The following is a 16,008-nucleotide window of genomic DNA, read 5'->3' on the forward strand; positions in this document are numbered from 1 at the left end:
TGTGCGTCTGTCTTCGTTCGCATCGAAGGGGTCAGGGGTTCGAATCCCCTCATCTCCACCAGGAAGATCCAGGTGGGAAGGGTCTTTGGAGCAATCCAAGGGCCCTTTTCTCATGTCTGGAAGTCGATGGGAGCCAACGCACTAGGACTCTCTACCCGCGCCGGCTGTCGCCGAAGATGGTGTTCTCGTCTGGGCACCTTTGGCGATCACCGGCCCCGAGTGGTCACCTTCGGGCCATCCCCGCGCGGGGATGGCCCGAAGGCGCGTGATCGTCCCCGACGTGAAGCCATCTCCGTGGACGCTGGACGCCTATGCACCAGGTCGTGCCCGGGCTCGGTCCGGCGACCACGAGCAGGCCATCGGCGACTACACCGCGGTCGTCACCGTCGACCCCGAACGAGTCACGCGCCTCTTTCGAGCGCACTGCCCTCCACCGGGACCTCGGGCGCCTGACCGAGGCGCCGAACGGCTACGACCAGGCCGCCCGGCCGGCCCCCGCCGTCCTCCGAGGTGGTCCGCAACCGCGGCAACGTCCGCGGCAACGTCCACGGCAACGTCCGCGTGGACGTCGGAGAACTGGGCGGGGGCGTCCAGGTCTCCGTCCTGGTCGGCCGACGCATCGCGGGACGCCTCGGCCCGCCTGGAACCGGCTGCGACCGCGGCTGACAGGGCCGCCGCAGCAGCCGGAATGTCGTGGTCCCCGGCCAGGAGCCGGCCGCGCAGGCACAGCAGGCGGGGATCGGAGGGTACGAGCGTCCGTCCGGCCCCGACGTCGCGCCGGACGTGGACCCTGTCGCCCAGGCCGCGCAGGAGCCCGGCCCGGTTCACGTAGGCGTCGACGGCTCCATCCCCCGTGTGGACCTCCAAGGATCCCAGTACGTGAAATCTCATCATTTGCCCCCTCGTGTCGTGCTGGAGATCTAAGGTCTAAGGCGGCCCAGGGATGTCCGAAATAGCCCTCGGTGGGTCCAGGACAACGCGGCGAAGACTCCGGACAACGAGAGGTGAATGCACATTGGGGCGGCCCGAGCAGCCGGTCGATCCGTCGGCCGGTCCCGTCGAAAGGCTCGCCTGGGAGTTGCGCCAGCTGAGGGACGAGGCCGGGCGACCGAGCTACCGCGTACTCGCGGAGCGCGCGCATTTCTCGCGGAGCACCCTCGCCGAGGCGGCCACCGGGACGCGGCTGCCCACTCTTGAGGCGACACTGGCGTACGCCGCCGCGTGCGGTGGCGACCCCGCCGAATGGGAGCGGAAGTGGCAGCTGGTCGCCGCCGAAATCGAGCGGTCGCAGCGCCGTTGCCCTTACCCCGGCCTGCTTCCGCTGGACGTCGACGCCGCCGACCTGTTCTTCGGCCGGGACGACCTTCTCGAGGTCCTGCTGAAGGCCGTGAAGCAGGGACCGCTGACGGTGGTCCGCGGGGCCACCGGCAGCGGCAAGTCCTCATTGCTGCGGGCGGGGCTGGCCGCGCGGCTGGCCGCCGGCGGAACTACCGTCACGTTGCTCACTCCGGGCGCGCACCCGCTGTCCCGGCTGCACGCCTCCGACGCGGACGGCGCCGCCGTGATGATCGTGGACCAGTTCGAGGAGACGTTCACGCTCTGCGCCGACGAGCGGGAACGCGCCGGCTTCCTCGACGCGCTGAGCGAGCTCGTCAGCGGTCAGGACGGCCCGGCGCTGGTGATCGGGATCCGCACCGACTTCTACGAGCGCTGCATGTCGCATCCCGGTCTGGCCGCAGCCCTCCTCGACAGCGTTCACCTGCCGGTCGGGCCCATGTCCGAGCAGGAGATGCGCGCCATCATCACCGAACCCGCCGCCCGGGCGGGGCTGAGCGTGGACCCGGATCTGGTGGTCACCATGGTGGCCGAGGCCGCCGAGCAGAAGGGGGCGCTCCCGATGGTCGCGCACGCGTTGCGCGAAACGTGGAGCAGGCAGCAGGGAGACACGCTGGCGCTGGCGGACTACCGGGCCGTGGGCGGCGTGTCCGGTGCGATCGCGCGGACCGCCGAGCACCTGTACGCCGATCTGGAGGCCGACCAGCGGGAGCTGCTCCGCGCCGTGCTGCTGCGGCTCGTCGCCCTGGGCTCGGGCAGCTCCGACACCCGCCGCGGTCTCGACCGGGACGAGCTCGCCGGTATCGGACCCGCCGGCGAGCTGGACGCGGTCCTCGACCGGCTCGCCGCCGCCAGGCTCATCGTCGTGGACCAGGACCTGGTCGACATCGCGCATGAAGCGCTCCTCACCGGCTGGCCCCGGCTGCGGGAATGGCTCGCCGCCGACCGTGAGACCCTTCTGCGGCACCAGCGGCTCACGTCTGACGCGGCCGAGTGGGACCGCAACGGGCGCGGCGAGGACTACCTGTACCGCGGCACCCGCCTCGCCCTCTGGGACGGCGAGGCGAGCTTCGTGCCGCTGAACGAGCTGGAGCGAACCTTCCTGGCGGCCTGCCACTCGAACGCGGCCGAGCGCGACCGAGCCCGCCGCCGGACCCGTCTCGCCTTCGGCGGGCTGCCGGTCGCCGCCGCCGCGGTCATCGTGCTGGCCGCGCTCGTCCTGGTCCAGGTAAGCAACCGGGACGTCGAGCGCGACCGTGCCGCCTCGGTACGGCTGGCCGCCGAAGCGCGCCGCCAGCTCCAGCAAGACCCGGAACTGGCGTTGCTGCTGGCGATCGAGGCGTACGAGGGGGAGCCCACTCCGGAGGCCGACCTCGTGCTCCGCCAGGCCACTGCGGACTCCCGGCTGCGCGGCTCCACCCCGGTCGGCCTGCGCCGGGTCACGGGAATGACGGCCACCCCGGATGGCCGGAAGATCGCGGTCTGGGGCGCCGGCGCGGGCCCGGCCGGCCTGGAGATCTGGAGCCTGGACGGTGCCGCACCGCGCCGGGCCGGCCCTGCGCTCCAGGCGGATCGGACGGACGGTATCCAGAGCGCCGCGTTCAGCGGGGACGGCCGGCAGCTCGTCACCGGAGGCCCCCGGGGCGAACTGGTGCTGTGGGACCTGGCGTCAAGCGCTCCACCCGTGGTTCTGGGGACCGTTGACGGTAGCGTCAACGGCGTCAGCGTCAACCGGGAGGGCAGGGTGGCGAGCGCGCACAACGACGGCGTGCGCATCTGGAATCCGGGACGCTCCAAGCCCGTCAAGCTCAGTGTCCCTGGCCGCGCGGTCAGGAGCGTCGCGTTCAGCCCCAGCGGCCGGCTGCTCGCCACCGGGGGCAACGGATCGCCGCTGCGACTGTGGGACATGACCCGGGACCGGCCCGTTCTGCAGCGCACGGCCACGCGCGGCGAGCCGGAGCAGGTGGCCGTGAGCCCGCGTGGACCATGGGTCGCGACCGTCGAAGGCGACGTTCCCCGTGTCTGGGACGCGACGGAGACGCCGGCCGGCGACTGGGTCCCGCAGATCGAGCTGGCCGGCCACGCACCGAAGCTGAACGGCCTGGTGTTCACCGCGGACGGGGATCGTCTGGCGACCTACGGTGCCGACGGCGTGATCCGCGTCTGGACGACGGGCAGCGACGCCGACCCACTGGTGTTGCGCAGCCCGAAGGGGAATCCGCGCGGGGCGGCGTTCACCCCGGACGGGAAGTCATTGGTCAGCGTCGATGCGGACGGTTCCCTGCGGACGTGGGACGTCACGGTGGGCGACCCGGCACCGAGCGAGGGCAGGCCGCTGGCGTTCAGCGCTGACACGAGCACGGTGGCGGTCAGCGCAGGGCCGACTTCACTCCTCAGCCCGCAGGACGTCCGTATCAAGCTATGGAGCGGCACCACCCCGGCCGAGGTGCGCGGCCCGCGTGACAGCGGCTACCTCGTCGCGCTGAGCCCTGACGGCCGGCGGATGGCGGGCATCGGCCGGGCCGGGACCCTCAGCCTGTGGGACCTCACCACCGCCGGCGCGCCGGTCACCACACCCGCGTCCCTCCGCGGCCTCCCGATCGGCCTGGTGTTCAGCGCCGACGGAAAGCGGATCGTCGCGGGCGCCTACGGCACCGAGCCGCAGGTGTGGCAGATCTCCCCGACCGGCGGGCTGACCGCGGTCACCGGCTGGCAGGCCCGGCCCACCGGTCGCGCCGACGGCGATGTGGCACTCAGCGCGGACGGCATGAAGCTGGCCGACGCCCGTGACGATCACACCGTCGTCGTCTGGGACCTGACCGGCAAGAGCGAGCCGAAGATCCTCCGCGGCCATGCGGAGGACATCACGGGCCTCGCCTTCAGCCCGGACGGGCTGCGGCTGGCCGCCGCGGCCGCGGACGGCGCCATCCGGCTCTGGGACATCGACGGCCGGGGCGAGCCCGCGGACGTGCTGTACGGCGCCGAGAGCACCGTCCGCAAAGTGAATTTCAGCCCTGACGGCACCTGGCTGGTCACCAACGAACCCGCGGGCCACCTGCGGCTCTGGCGGGCGGCAGGCGGCGGCGAGCCGCTGGAGCTGACCGGCTGGGGCGCGACCGGCGGTCTCGCGGCGTTCAGCCCCGACGGTACGCGGATCGTCAGGGGGTTGAGCCCGCAGATCTTCCTCGGTCGCTCGCTGGGGACCGGTCTGGGCGGCAGCCTCGTCCGGACCCGCGCCTGCGAGGTGTGCGGCCCGGCCGGAACGGTGCTCGAACTGGCCAGATCACGCCGTACCCGCGAGCTGACCGCGGAAGAACGCCGCAGCCATCTCGGCCCGGACTCCTGACCTGCACCGTTGCCCCGGGGTGTGGGAGTCGTCGGCGGCGGCCAAGCGTGGTTCTGGCATCCATTCCGGTCGTCTACCGGGCGATCATCGATCTGATCAGCGCGCTCCCGCGCTCAAGTGCTTGACGGGGTCGGGAGCTTGCGGGAGGTCCTGGGCGAGCAGCACCTCCAGCTCCTCCTCGGTGAGGAGATGGACATCACACAGAATCCGAGCCGACTGGTGCCAGCGCTGCCGCGCCTCGTCCTGCCGTCCAAGATCGTGCAGGGTGTCGCCGAGCCCCCACAGAGTGCCGGCCTCCAGCGCTCGGGCACCGGCCTTGTGGTGGAGGTGGGCCGCCCTCCGGTAGCCGGCCTCGGCCTCGACCAGCCTGCCGGCACGTCGGTAGGCATCGGCCAGCGTGTCGGTCGCCGTTCCCTCGCCGTAGGGATTGTCGAACTCCGCCCAGATCTCCAGGCTTCGCCGGCTGGCGTCGATCGCGTCGTCCAGCCGGCCCATTCTGATCAGCACCGCGGCCCGGCCGTTGAGGATCATCGCCTGGTAGTCGCGCAGGCCACTGGCTGTCGCCGCCGCTGTCGCCTCGTCCTGGGTGGCGAGCGCGTCGTCGAACCGCCCCAGCTTGCCGTACGTCGTACCGAGATTGTGGAGGGTGCCCGCCTTGCGCAGGGGCAGACCTGCTCGATCCCAGCACGCGAGGGCACGCTCGAACTGCTCGACCGCAGGCTCGAAGCGACCCTGGTTCTTGTGGATGAGGCCCAGATGGTTGTGCCCGCGGGCTTGGCCCGCCCAGTCACCGGTCCGGGCGGCCACGTGCAGGGCGTGGTGATGGATCTCGGTCAGATCGGCGAGCCAGCCTCTGTGGCTGAAGGGTCTGTTGAGGCTGGCGGCGAGGCCTTCCACCGTGCCGGGATCGTCGGTGCGGCTCGCGGCCTGCCGGGCGACGGCGATGAGGTTGTCGCGCTCCAGCTCGATCCAGTCGATCGCCTCCCGCGGTGTGTCCAGGCGAAGGCCCGGCTGGTCGGCGCGCAGATCTCTGACGATGGGGGAAGTGGGATCGAGCAGAAGGCTGGCCGTTGTGGCTGTGGCGAGGTAGTGGTGCAACGCTCGGCGGGTGGCGGCCACCCGATCGTTCTCCTGGACGATGTCGTCCGCTCGCTCGCGGGCGTAGAGGCGGACGAGGTCGTGCATCCGGTAGCGGCCCGGGCCCGCCGATTCGAGCAGCCGGGCGTCCAGGAGGCGGTCCAGCGCATCCGCCACCGTGCGCTCGGGCCGATCAGCGAGAGCGGCGGTGGCCGCCGGGGTGTGGGTGGGCGTGTCGAGGAGGCCGAGCAGGGCGAACAGATGGGCGGCGTCCTGGCCGGCGGGCTCCTCCTTGAGGTGATGGAGGCTGACGGCGATGCCGGCGCGGACGGCCAGGTCGGCGTGCTCCAGCGTGTCCAGGCGGCGGGTGGCGTCAGCGAGCCTGTCGGCGAGGTAGGACAGCGTCCAGTCGGGGCGGGCGGCCAGACGTGCCGCCGCGATGCGAAGGGCGAGGGGCAGGCCCCCGCAGAGCCGGACGATCCGCCCGGCAGCCTCCGGCTCGGCGTGGACCCGGCCGGGGCCGGCGATCCGGGCCAGCAGCGCGGTGGACTCGGACGGGTCGAGCCCGGGCAGGTTCAGCTGGCTCGCCCCGTCGACCGAGGTGAGAACCTGCCGGCTCGTGATGACGACCGCGCACCCCGGCCCGGCGGGAATGAGCGGGCGGACCTGGCGGGTGTCGAGGGCGTTGTCGAGGATGAGCAGCACGTGCCGCGCCGAGGTGAGGGATCGGTAGCGGGCCGCTGCCTCGTCGACCGTGGTCGGTACGGCGGAGCCGTCCAGGCCGAGCGAGCGTAAAAGCCGGCCGAGCGCCTCGAGCGGCGACAGCGGCCGGAGACCGTCGGTGGCGCCGTGCAGGTCGATGTAGAGAACGCCGTCGGTGTAGCGGTCGGCGACGGCGTGCGCGAGATGTACGGCCAGCGCGGACTTGCCGATCCCGCCGGGACCGCCGATGGCGACGATCGCCGGCGTGCCGGCTTCCGAGGCGGTGAGCGCCTTGTCGAGCCAGGCGAGCTCGACATCGCGGGCGGTGAAGGCGCGGGTGTCGGCGGGCAGCTCGGCCGGGGCGACGGCGTCGCCGAGCGTGGCATCCTGCGCCGGAGCGGTCAGATCGAGGACGGGATCGCGAGCGAGCACCGCCTGCTGGAGCCGGCGCAGCTCGGCACTCGGCTCGAGGCCGAGCTCCTGGATCATGACGCGGCGAGTCTCCTGGTAGACCGCGAGCGCTTCCGACGACCGTCCGGCGCGATACAGCGCCAGCATCAGCTGCGCATGCGGTCTCTCCCGCAGCGGGTGCGCCTCGATGTGGACGGTCAGACCCGGTATCACCGCATGGTGATCACCCGCCGCCATCCGCAGATCGACGTGATCCTCCAGAGCGGTGAGGCGTTCCTCCGTCAGGCGGGTGGCCTCGATCTGGCCCCACTCCGCCGACAGGCCCGTCAGGGCCTCACCCCGCCACAAGGCCAGAGCCTGCCGGAACGACCTGTCCGCCGTGCCGATCTCCCCCCTGGCCCGGCCGGCACGCGCTTCGCGCACCAGCCTCATGAACAGGTGAGCATCGACGTGATCAGGTGGTATGTCCAGGCAGTATCCACTCGGCGCGGTCACGATGACCTCGTCGAGCGCCCGAGGCGCAAGGAACTCGCGAAGCTTCGACACCACGATGTGGAGCTGCTTCGGCGCCGTCGCCGCCCGGCTCTCGCCCCACACATCGGTGAGGAGCTGGTCGGCGGTGACCACCCGGCCGGCGCTCAATGCCAGCCGGGTCAGCAGGCCGATCCGCCGGCTGCCGGTCAGCGGCAGCACGTCGCCGTCTGCCGTCAGCTCCCACGGGCCCAAGATCTTGATCCCCAGTCCCATCGCACAACCCTCCATAGGCAGGACCAGCGTTTCATCGGTCATGACCGTTACCTGTAGGAGGGCCTCCTCCGCGATGTCTGAGCGGCAGGTGACGAACCTACCGGAACACATCGCGCGTTGGCACGCTGTCGCCGTGTCGTTGCGGGCGCGGGCCGCTCCAGCTGCCATGGCTTCGGCCTCGATGAAGAGAACCCGGAAATTCCCCGCTGGACGGACCTGCGCGCGGACTGGCTCAGCCGGTACGCCCGATGTGCGCCAGTCCGGGCGGAAAGGTCCTGACGGAGCTCGTCCAGGTGGCCGCGCGCCGATGACTTTCGGACGGTACGGGTGTCTAACACCGCAGCGGCGGGTCCCAGGCGCCGTGGCGACGCGAGCGCTGCGGCCCGGGACACGCACGTCCCCTTAGCGAGCGCGGTCCCCAGGCGACCCGAGACCACGGAGATTTGATCATGCGGAAGCTGATAGCGACAGTGTTCAACTACTCTCTCGACGGCTTTCTCGCCGACGAAGGCACCGAGTTCTGGAAGTTCTGCTTCGACCTGCCCGAGAACCGTCAGCCCGACGACCCGGCGCACCTCGAGTTTCTCCGGAGCGCCCACGCGCACGTCATGGGCCGCACCGCCTACGAGGGCATCTCCGAAGGCATGACAACCTCCACCGACCACCCGTTCGCCGACATCCTGAACGCCGCGCGCAAGGTCGTCTTCTCCCGGACCCTGAAGACGGCCGACTGGGCCAACACCACCATCGCCACCGGCGACACGACAGAAGAGATCGACAAGCTCAGGCTGGGCGGCGACGGCCACATCGTGGTCTGGGGCGGTGTCAGCCTCTGGCGGTCGCTCATGCGGCTCGACCTGATCGACGAGCTTGAGGTGAGCATGTTCCCCTACGTCGCCGGCGAGGGCACCCGGCTGTTCGACGGCGTTCCCAAGTCCTACCGGCTCGACCTGGTCTCCAGCACCGGCTCCAGCAACGGGATCGTATATCTGCGGTACCGGCGACACCGCTGACCCGGCGGCCGGCATGGACACGAGCGGCGATCAGTCAGGCGATCGCCGCTCCCTGTCCGAGGAGTCCGTGGCCCGAGCCACACCAGCCGGCGATGCCGGTCCGAGTGTCAACGCTGCTGGAGCGTCCGGCGGGCACGCTCCAGATCGTCTCTTGCGCTTTTGGTCAACTTCTGCTCGGGGCCCATGACGGCCTCGAATCGGCCTGCCACCCATTCGTACTCATCCAGGGCTTCCGCGGTCCGTCCCGCCGCCTCGTACGCCGCGGCCAGGCCATGCCGGGTGATCAGGGTGTCGGGGTGATCGGCACCCAGCACTGTCGCCTGCCTTTCCGCGACGCGTTCGTACGTGTGGACGGCCTCGTCAGTCCTGGCTGCCGCCTGGTAGGCCCGAGCCAGCTGCCCCTTGATGACCCAGGTCTCGGGATGGTCCGCACCGAACAGTCGCTCGTGATCGGCTATCAGCCGCCGGAACAACGTGATCCCTTCCTCGGGCCGGCCCGCCTCGACCTTGGTGCAGGCCTGGAAGAACCGCGCTCCGAGCAGGGCCGCGTGGTCGGGGTCGAGTACCCGCCTCTGGTCGGCCAGAACCTCGTCCAGCAGCGTCACCGCCTCGGATGCTCTGCCTGCCTTCGTGTACGAGAACGCCGCGCAAGCGCGTGACCACAACGTATCCGGATGATCGTCACCGAGGATCCGGGCGCGCTCGGCCGCGGCGCGGTGATACAGCGCGGTGGCTTGCACCGACCCGTCCTCGGATGCGTGGGCGAGCGTGTGCAGAGCAGTGAGCGTGTCCGGGTGCTCGGCGCCCAGGAGCTTCTCCCGTCCGAGAGCGACCGCTTCGGCGATCGGGACGGCTCTGACCTGGTCGTTGAGATAGATGAGATGGTGGGCCACGGTCAGGCGGACATGCAGCACGACCTCGGCCGCCGCCCGGACCTGCGCCCATTCGTCGTCGGGAGTCTGCTCCACGGCCTCCCACAGGGCCGTCGCATGGTCGGCCACCGCCATGATCATCGGGAACTTCCGCCAGGTGTCCTGGTCGGCGACATCCTCGACGGCCACGCGCAGCCGCCGGGCGGCAGACTCGATCATCGCGGCCAGGGTGCCGTCACGCTCAGCCTGGTCGCGTACCGCACGCCGGATCAGGCGGTGGACGAACGCGGTCGTGTCGTCGCGGCTGAAGGTGACCAGCGATCGGGCTCCCAACTCGGCCAGAGCCGTCTCCGTCCGCGGGTCGAGCAGGTCGCGCCCGACGCCAGACGTGGACAGCACCGACAGTTCGCCGAGCAGATGTGCGGCTGCGGGGCCGATCTCTCCGGCCGACAGCATGATCGCCTGTGCGACCCCTCTCGGGTAGGGCTCGCCGCGGGGCCGGGCGAGGAGCACCTCGATGGGGGTGGAACGCAGCCGTACGAGATAGGCGCCGCAGGGCAGGCGGGGCGGGCCCACCAGGGTCGCGGCGGCGATCGCCAGGGCGAGTGGCAAGCGGTCCAGCTCCTCGGCGAGCGACCGGAAGCCGTCGCCGTCGCGTGTGCCCACACGCGTGCTGAGATACCTCACCGCCTCGTCCTCGTTGAACTGCTCCACCGTGACCAGCGTGCCAAGCCGTTCAAAGGAATGATCATTCGTGGTGATCAGTACGCGTGCTCGGCCGTACGAGGGGATCAAGGGGGCGAGCACGTCGGGGTCCGTCGCATTGTCGGCCACGACCAGGTACGGCTCCTGCCGCTCCTGGAGCCAGGCCCTGACCTTGCGCGCCACGGTCGCCGCGTCGTCGGCATCGCCGCGTAACCCGAGTTCGTCGGCCATCTGATCCACGGAGCCGTGCAGCTGATCGACGGTCTCGGCGTGCAGCCACGCCACCGGGACGCCCTGCTCGATGCAGTGCCGGGCATAGGCCGCTGCCAGGTGGGTCTTGCCGACTCCACGTCCCCCGGCCAGTGCGCATACCGCCGCCACTTGGCGCGCGGAAAACACCTGTTCGACCCGCGCGCTCAGCTCCGGCCGCGGCTCGAAGGCCTTCGGCTCGCGCGGCACTTCGCCGATCACCGCAGGCATCGGGTGCAGGTCACTCTTCGGAGCGGGCAGCGGGCCGGGATTCGACTCTGCCTGCCCGGCCCAGATGGCGAGCGGGGTCCCTGGGAGGAGGACGACCAGGCCCACGACGATGCTGGTGATGTCCAGTCCGAGCCCGCCGGCCGCGCAGATCCACCAGGCCGTGACCCCGGCCATCGACGGCACCACCGCCGCGATCACGACTTTGAGCCAGCGCGGCATCTCCGCCCTTCCTGCTCAACGAACGTTTCCCGAACGCCGTACCCGATGAGTGTCACATGCCGACAGCCGCTTGTCGCCGGACGGACAGGTGACCGGACGGGGTGGCGGGCGGATGGCCGCTCCGGGTTGGTCGATGGCGGTTTGTCCAGAATGCCGTGATGAAGTAGCGTGATCTACGTGACTGCCGGGTCGGCCTTGGGCCACGAATCAGAGAGCAGCCCGGCTGACGCTTGATCGCCGGGCGGGCCCGCGGTCCGCCGTCTTCTTCTCCATTCAGTACGGCACAGCACCAACCCCCAAATGGAGAAGAATGGATTTCAACAAACAGGTCATCGACGAATTCCGCGCCAACAACGGCCAGGTCGGCGGCTATTTCGAGGGAGCAAGGCTGCTCCTGCTCACCACCACCGGCGCCCGCTCGGGCAAGCCGCACACGACTCCGCTCGCCTACCTGCCCGACGGCGGCGAGCGCATGCTGGTCATCGCCTCCGCCGCGGGAGCGCCTAAAAACCCGGCCTGGTTCCACAACCTGAGGGCCGGCTCGCGCGCCACCGTCGAGACCGGCGTCTTCACCTTCGATGTCGAGGCGGAGGTCCTGGAGGGCGCCGAGCGTGACGCGGCGTTCGCCCGCGCGGTGGAAGGCGACTCCGGCTGGGCCGACTACCAGGCCAAGACGACGCGTACCATCCCGGTCGTCGCGCTTCGCGTGGCTGGGCCGCCCCGGGTCAGCGCGCCGTCGGGCGGTGCGTACCTCAAGCTGGTGCACGACGGCTTCCGTCGCGAACTCGCGCTGATCCGCAAGGAGCTGTCCGACTCGGGACGGCCGGGCCTGGGCGTGCAGCTCAGGATCAACTGCCTGACCGTCTGCCAGGGCCTGCACCATCACCACATGGGCGAGGACACCATGATGTTCCCCGGCCTGGCCGAGCAGCATCCCTCGCTCGCTCCGGCCCTGGCGCGGCTGGCCGGGGAGCACGAGCGCATCGCCGTGCTTCTGGACGAGCTCAAGCAGGCCCTTTCCGGTGGGGATCCGCTGAAGGTACGGGCCGAGATCGAACGGCTCATCGATGAGCTCGAAGCCCACCTGACGTACGAGGAGGAGGAGCTGATCCCGATTCTGGACCTCGCCTGAAGTCCGAGGCCGCTTCCTGGACGCGGGAGGTGGCCTTCGGCGTTGCTGGGGGAGGGCCGTCCGTGGTGCCGGCCGTCCCTACGGGCTCGGCCCCGGGCGAACGGCAATCCGGCGTCGTACGCGAGTGCCTGCCGGTTTTCTGCGATCACACACTGAAAAGTCGGCAGACTGTGGGCGCATGGAGATATTTCCTGGCACGGGCGTGCATCTGGTGCAGGTCGGAGATCGGCGAACCGAGGTCGAGAGCCGGATCGGTGGCCCGGTGCATGACCGGAGCAGCAAGAACGTCTACGACACCGCCCCCATGCTGATCATCCATTACGCCCAGGACGACCGGGTCGAACTGGTGGAGATCGGCTACTCCGGCTCCGGCGGCGAGGAGGTCTTCTTCGACGGTGTTCAGCTGACCTACCGGTTCATGGATGAGGTGGTTTCCGACCTGGCCGCGAAGGGCCACGCGGGCACGCCCTCCGATATCGGAGTCACCTTCCAGGCAGGCTTCTCCGTATGGTCGATGGGATCTCTATGGGCCGGGGATCTGGATCCCGAAGCCGATGAGGACGACGAACGCTCAATCGTCGAAGGGGTATCGGTCGCCCCCTACTCGTACTGGGACGAGGGCTGAGCGGGGCCCCTCCGGGCCGGCCGCACGGTCCTCCCTACTGAGCCGCCCCGCCAGCCTGTGCGCCGCCGAACACCTCCTGGACGAGCCTCAGCGTCGCCTTCTGGAACGTCTCTCCCATGGACAGCGCGGCGTCGTCCACATAGTTCAGCGAGGCGGTCAGGGTCGTGCTGCCGTCGGGGGTGCTGTACATCAGCCCCGCGTGGCCACCGTGGCCGCCGTTGTGGGTGATGAGGGTGCCGCCGTTCGGGCTGTCCTGGACGAACACGCCCAGGCCGTAGCCGACCTTGGCCTCCGGCGTGCACATCTCGGCCAGCAGCGGGGCGGGCAGGAGCTTGCCGCCCACCAGCGCGGAGATGAACGTGTGCAGGTCCTGCGTGGTCGAGATCATGTCTCCGCCGCTCGAGATCCAGGACGGGTTCTGGCGGGTGACGTCGGCCGTCTTCTGCTCGCCGTCCTCCTCGTAGCGGTAGTAGGCGTGGGCGTGCGGTGCGGGGAGGTCCGTCTGGGTGGTCGGCGCCACGGTTCCCGACAGTCCGAGCGGCCCGATGATCAGCCGCTGCATCTCTTCGGCGTAGGTGCGGCCGGTGACCTTCTCGATCAGCAGCCTGGCCAGCACGTAGTTGGTGTTGGCGTAGCTCCAGTCCGTTCCCGGCTCGAAGCGTGCGGGCTTGGACAAGGCCAGCTCCACCAGCTCTTCCGGCCGGTAGGTCCTGAACCGGTTGTCCACCCACTCCTGGCCCGACCAGGCGATCCCGGGCGCGAACGTCCCGTCGGGGAAGTACTCGCCGGTGAAGTTGAACACGCCGCTGGTGTGCTGCAGCAGCATCCGGACCGTGATCCGCCGGTCGAGGCCGAGCTCGGGCAGGTAGTCATCCGCCGGGGTGTCCAGCTCGACCTTGCCCTCGGCCACCAGTTGCAGCACCAGGGTCGCGGTGAAGGTCTTGGTGACGCTGCCGATCCGGACGTGTCCGTCGATCGGCGGCTTGGCGGTCCCGCCCAGCTCGGCCACCCCGGCGCTGCCGGCCCACTCGCCCCGCTCGTCGTGCACGCGCAGCGTGATCCCGACGAAACCGGAGTCGACGATCTCCTCGATGGTCTTCTGCAGCTCCGGGCGGTCCTGCCCGGTAAGGGTGTTGGACATGGTGGTGTGCTCCTTCGAGTCTGTAGGGAAATTCGAGTTGCCGTTCTGGCGACCGCTGCTGACGTGCTGCGGGAAGCAGGCAGCCGGCTTGCCGGGGCGAGGATCGGCGCCGCGTCACGGGGTCCGGTGAAGGACCCCGTGACGAGCTGTGGCTGCGCAGGTCGGCATCTTCGTCAGGCGGCGTCGAGGGCCTCGGTGATCTTGCGGGCCATCTCGGTCAGGGTGGGGCTGGGCCGGCCCTCGTGGATCCGGGCGGCCGCTTCGATGGTGACGATGACGGTGCGGCGGAAGTTGTCGGCCTCGGCCGGGTCCTGCTGCTTGAGCAGGCTCATGCTTGCCGTCAGGGCCGGCAGCACCTGGTCGGCCAGGTCGGCCACGGTCTTGCCGTACTTCACGCCCTTGGGGGCCTTGCTGAGCACGTGCCCGACTGGGCCGGTCGCGGAGGTCAGGGCGATGGAGCCCTCGGTGGCGACCTTGTGGGCCGAGCCGGCGGCGCCGGCGGCGGACATCAGGGAGACGGCGCCCCACGCGGCGATCCGGAGGGTGAGCTGGTCCTGGTCGGTGAGGGTGATGGACATGGTGGTGTGCTCCTTCTGAGCTGATAGGAAATTCGGGTGAACGGTCGGCCCGGCCTTGGGGGCCGCGCCCGGTGAACCGTTCATGCGTTTACGATCGCCGACCGCCCTGATACCGGGCCGTCGCCGTCCTGACGCGCCTGCTGACACGACGCCGGACGCGGGAGATCAGCCGACGCCGGGGTGGCCGCCGGGTGCGATCCATTCGGTCAGCTCGACGACGATGCCGTTGGGGTCGGTGAGACGCGTCAGCCACTCACCCCACGGGTTGCGCCGCAACTGCTCGGTGATGGGTGCGCCCTCGGTCATCAGGCGCGCGTGTTCCCTGGCCAGATCGGTGACCGCGAAGGCCACGACCGGCTGCGCGGCCCGCTCTCGCGGCCGTTCGAGGTCGCGCCGGCGCAGCAGGATGTCGGCGGCCGCATCGTCGCGGCCCAGCCAGGTGAAATCCGGGGTGTCGAGCACCTCGCGGAAGCCCAGATAAGTGGTGAAGAAGTGGCGGGAGCCGGCGAGATCGTCGACGGTGAAGACGACTGTCGAGGCGACAATGTTCATGGTTCTGGTCGTATGCGGCTCTTGGTCACGATGTTCCTCCTGTCATGGATCAAGGCTGCTGGTACGCCCCGGCCGGGGCAACGCCGGATCCTGCAACGCTGCGTTAACCGCCGAGGAGATCCGCGGCTGACGAGGGTCGCGGGCGGTGTCAGCCGGCGAGCGGACCCAGGTCGCGGACGACGTCGGCGAAGGCGCGGATCATGTCGTTCTCCGCGGCGCTGAGCCACACCAGCCCGAACGGCAGCGCGGCCATGTCCTTGACGGGCAGGTAAGTGATGTCGGGGCGGGGGTAGTACCAGCGCACGTGGACCGGGAAGAGGGTGACGGCCTCGCCCAGGACCGTGGCCATGAAGGCGTCCTCGAGGTTCTCCACGCTGATGGCGTGGTCGATGGCCCGGCCCCTGGGGGTGAGCTTCGGGACGTAGTTCTCGAACCAGTAGCCGGGTGCGGAGTCGAGGGCCACGTGCTGGAAATCGCCGACCGCCTCCAGGGAGACCGAGGACCATCGGGTGAGCGCGTGGTCGTTGGCCACGGCCAGCACCCTCGGCTCGGCGAAGAGCACCGGGCCCACGGTGAGATCGGGCTCCTCCACGGGCAGCCAGGTCACCAGGATGTCGGCCTCCCCGTTGCGGAGCTGGGCGAACGGATCCTGGTAGCCCGACATCCGCAGGCGCAGCTCCCACTGCGGGTGCCGGGCGCGGAAGGTGTCCCCGTAGCGGCGCAGCTCCTGGATGTTCGCCGGGAACAGGCTCACCCGGAGCGTGCCGGTCTTGCCGCGTGCGGCCTGCCGTGCCCGCTCCAAGGTCTGCGCCAGGCCCTCGTGCACCTGGCGCAGATCGTCGCGCAACTGCTCGCCCAGGCGGGTGAGCCGGACGCTGTGGCTGTTCCTCGCGAAGAGCTCGGCTCCGATGGCTCGCTCCTGCTTCTTGATCGCCTGGCTGACCCGGGCCACTGAGACGTGCAGCCGCTCGGCTGTACGTCCGAAGTGCAGCTCCTCCGCCAACGTCAGGAAGATCTCGATGTCCCGTAGCTCCACAAGCCCCATTCGCCCATCTGTGCCATGTGGTGGAAAG

General features: G+C 70.2%; 11 protein-coding genes. 5 read left to right on the forward strand and 6 right to left on the reverse strand.

Annotated elements, in window-relative coordinates; translation table 11 throughout:
- Positions 1-510 precede the first annotated feature (510 nt).
- Both ETD85_RS62805 and ETD85_RS01075 read left to right on the forward strand, forming a co-directional pair.
- Entirely contained in the window at positions 511-666 is a 156-nt protein-coding gene (locus ETD85_RS62805; protein ID WP_170246447.1) for a hypothetical protein, read from the forward strand.
- A 349-nt stretch (positions 667-1,015) separates the two neighbouring features.
- A complete protein-coding gene (locus tag ETD85_RS01075) occupies positions 1,016-4,681 on the forward strand; it encodes an nSTAND1 domain-containing NTPase (RefSeq protein WP_170246448.1) in 3,666 nt (1,221 codons plus the stop codon).
- 96 nt (positions 4,682-4,777) lie between these two features.
- Here ETD85_RS01075 and ETD85_RS01080 read toward each other — a convergent pair whose 3' ends face one another.
- A complete protein-coding gene (locus ETD85_RS01080; protein WP_170246449.1) occupies positions 4,778-7,618 on the reverse strand; it encodes an AfsR/SARP family transcriptional regulator in 2,841 nt (946 codons plus the stop codon).
- A gap of 449 nt (positions 7,619-8,067) precedes the next feature.
- On the opposite strand from ETD85_RS01080, the gene ETD85_RS01085 reads away from it, so the two are divergent.
- Entirely contained in the window at positions 8,068-8,631 is a 564-nt protein-coding gene (locus ETD85_RS01085) for a dihydrofolate reductase family protein (protein ID WP_138687663.1), read from the forward strand.
- 107 nt (positions 8,632-8,738) lie between these two features.
- Here ETD85_RS01085 and ETD85_RS01090 read toward each other — a convergent pair whose 3' ends face one another.
- Positions 8,739-10,886, reverse strand: coding sequence for a tetratricopeptide repeat protein (locus ETD85_RS01090; protein WP_138687664.1), 2,148 nt, complete (start codon positions 10,884-10,886; stop codon positions 8,739-8,741).
- A 331-nt stretch (positions 10,887-11,217) separates the two neighbouring features.
- Here ETD85_RS01090 and ETD85_RS01095 point away from each other — a divergent pair, with 331 nt between their 5' ends.
- Positions 11,218-12,039, forward strand: a complete 822-nt coding sequence (locus ETD85_RS01095; protein ID WP_138687665.1) for a nitroreductase/quinone reductase family protein — start codon at positions 11,218-11,220, stop codon at positions 12,037-12,039.
- 178 nt (positions 12,040-12,217) lie between these two features.
- Positions 12,218-12,664, forward strand: coding sequence for a hypothetical protein (locus tag ETD85_RS01100; RefSeq protein ID WP_138687666.1), 447 nt, complete (start codon positions 12,218-12,220; stop codon positions 12,662-12,664).
- A 34-nt stretch (positions 12,665-12,698) separates the two neighbouring features.
- Here ETD85_RS01100 and ETD85_RS01105 read toward each other — a convergent pair whose 3' ends face one another.
- The 4 genes from ETD85_RS01105 to ETD85_RS01120 form a co-directional block, all read right to left on the reverse strand.
- Positions 12,699-13,805, reverse strand: a complete 1,107-nt coding sequence (locus tag ETD85_RS01105) for a serine hydrolase domain-containing protein (protein WP_138687667.1) — start codon at positions 13,803-13,805, stop codon at positions 12,699-12,701.
- Between the two features lie 173 nt (positions 13,806-13,978).
- Positions 13,979-14,383: a hypothetical protein gene (locus tag ETD85_RS01110; RefSeq protein ID WP_138687668.1), complete on the reverse strand. Its 405-nt coding sequence runs from the start codon at positions 14,381-14,383 to the stop codon at positions 13,979-13,981.
- Positions 14,384-14,548: 165 nt separating this feature from the next.
- Entirely contained in the window at positions 14,549-14,935 is a 387-nt protein-coding gene (locus ETD85_RS01115) for a VOC family protein (protein WP_138687669.1), read from the reverse strand.
- A 148-nt stretch (positions 14,936-15,083) separates the two neighbouring features.
- The gene (locus ETD85_RS01120; protein ID WP_240778728.1) at positions 15,084-15,980 is read right to left on the reverse strand and encodes a LysR family transcriptional regulator; all 897 of its coding nucleotides are present in this window, start codon (positions 15,978-15,980) and stop codon (positions 15,084-15,086) included.
- Positions 15,981-16,008: the final 28 nt, after the last annotated feature.

Origin of the sequence: Nonomuraea zeae, from assembly GCF_005889725.1 — a bacterium.
In the GTDB taxonomy this organism is placed as follows: Bacteria; Actinomycetota; Actinomycetes; order Streptosporangiales; family Streptosporangiaceae; genus Nonomuraea; species Nonomuraea zeae.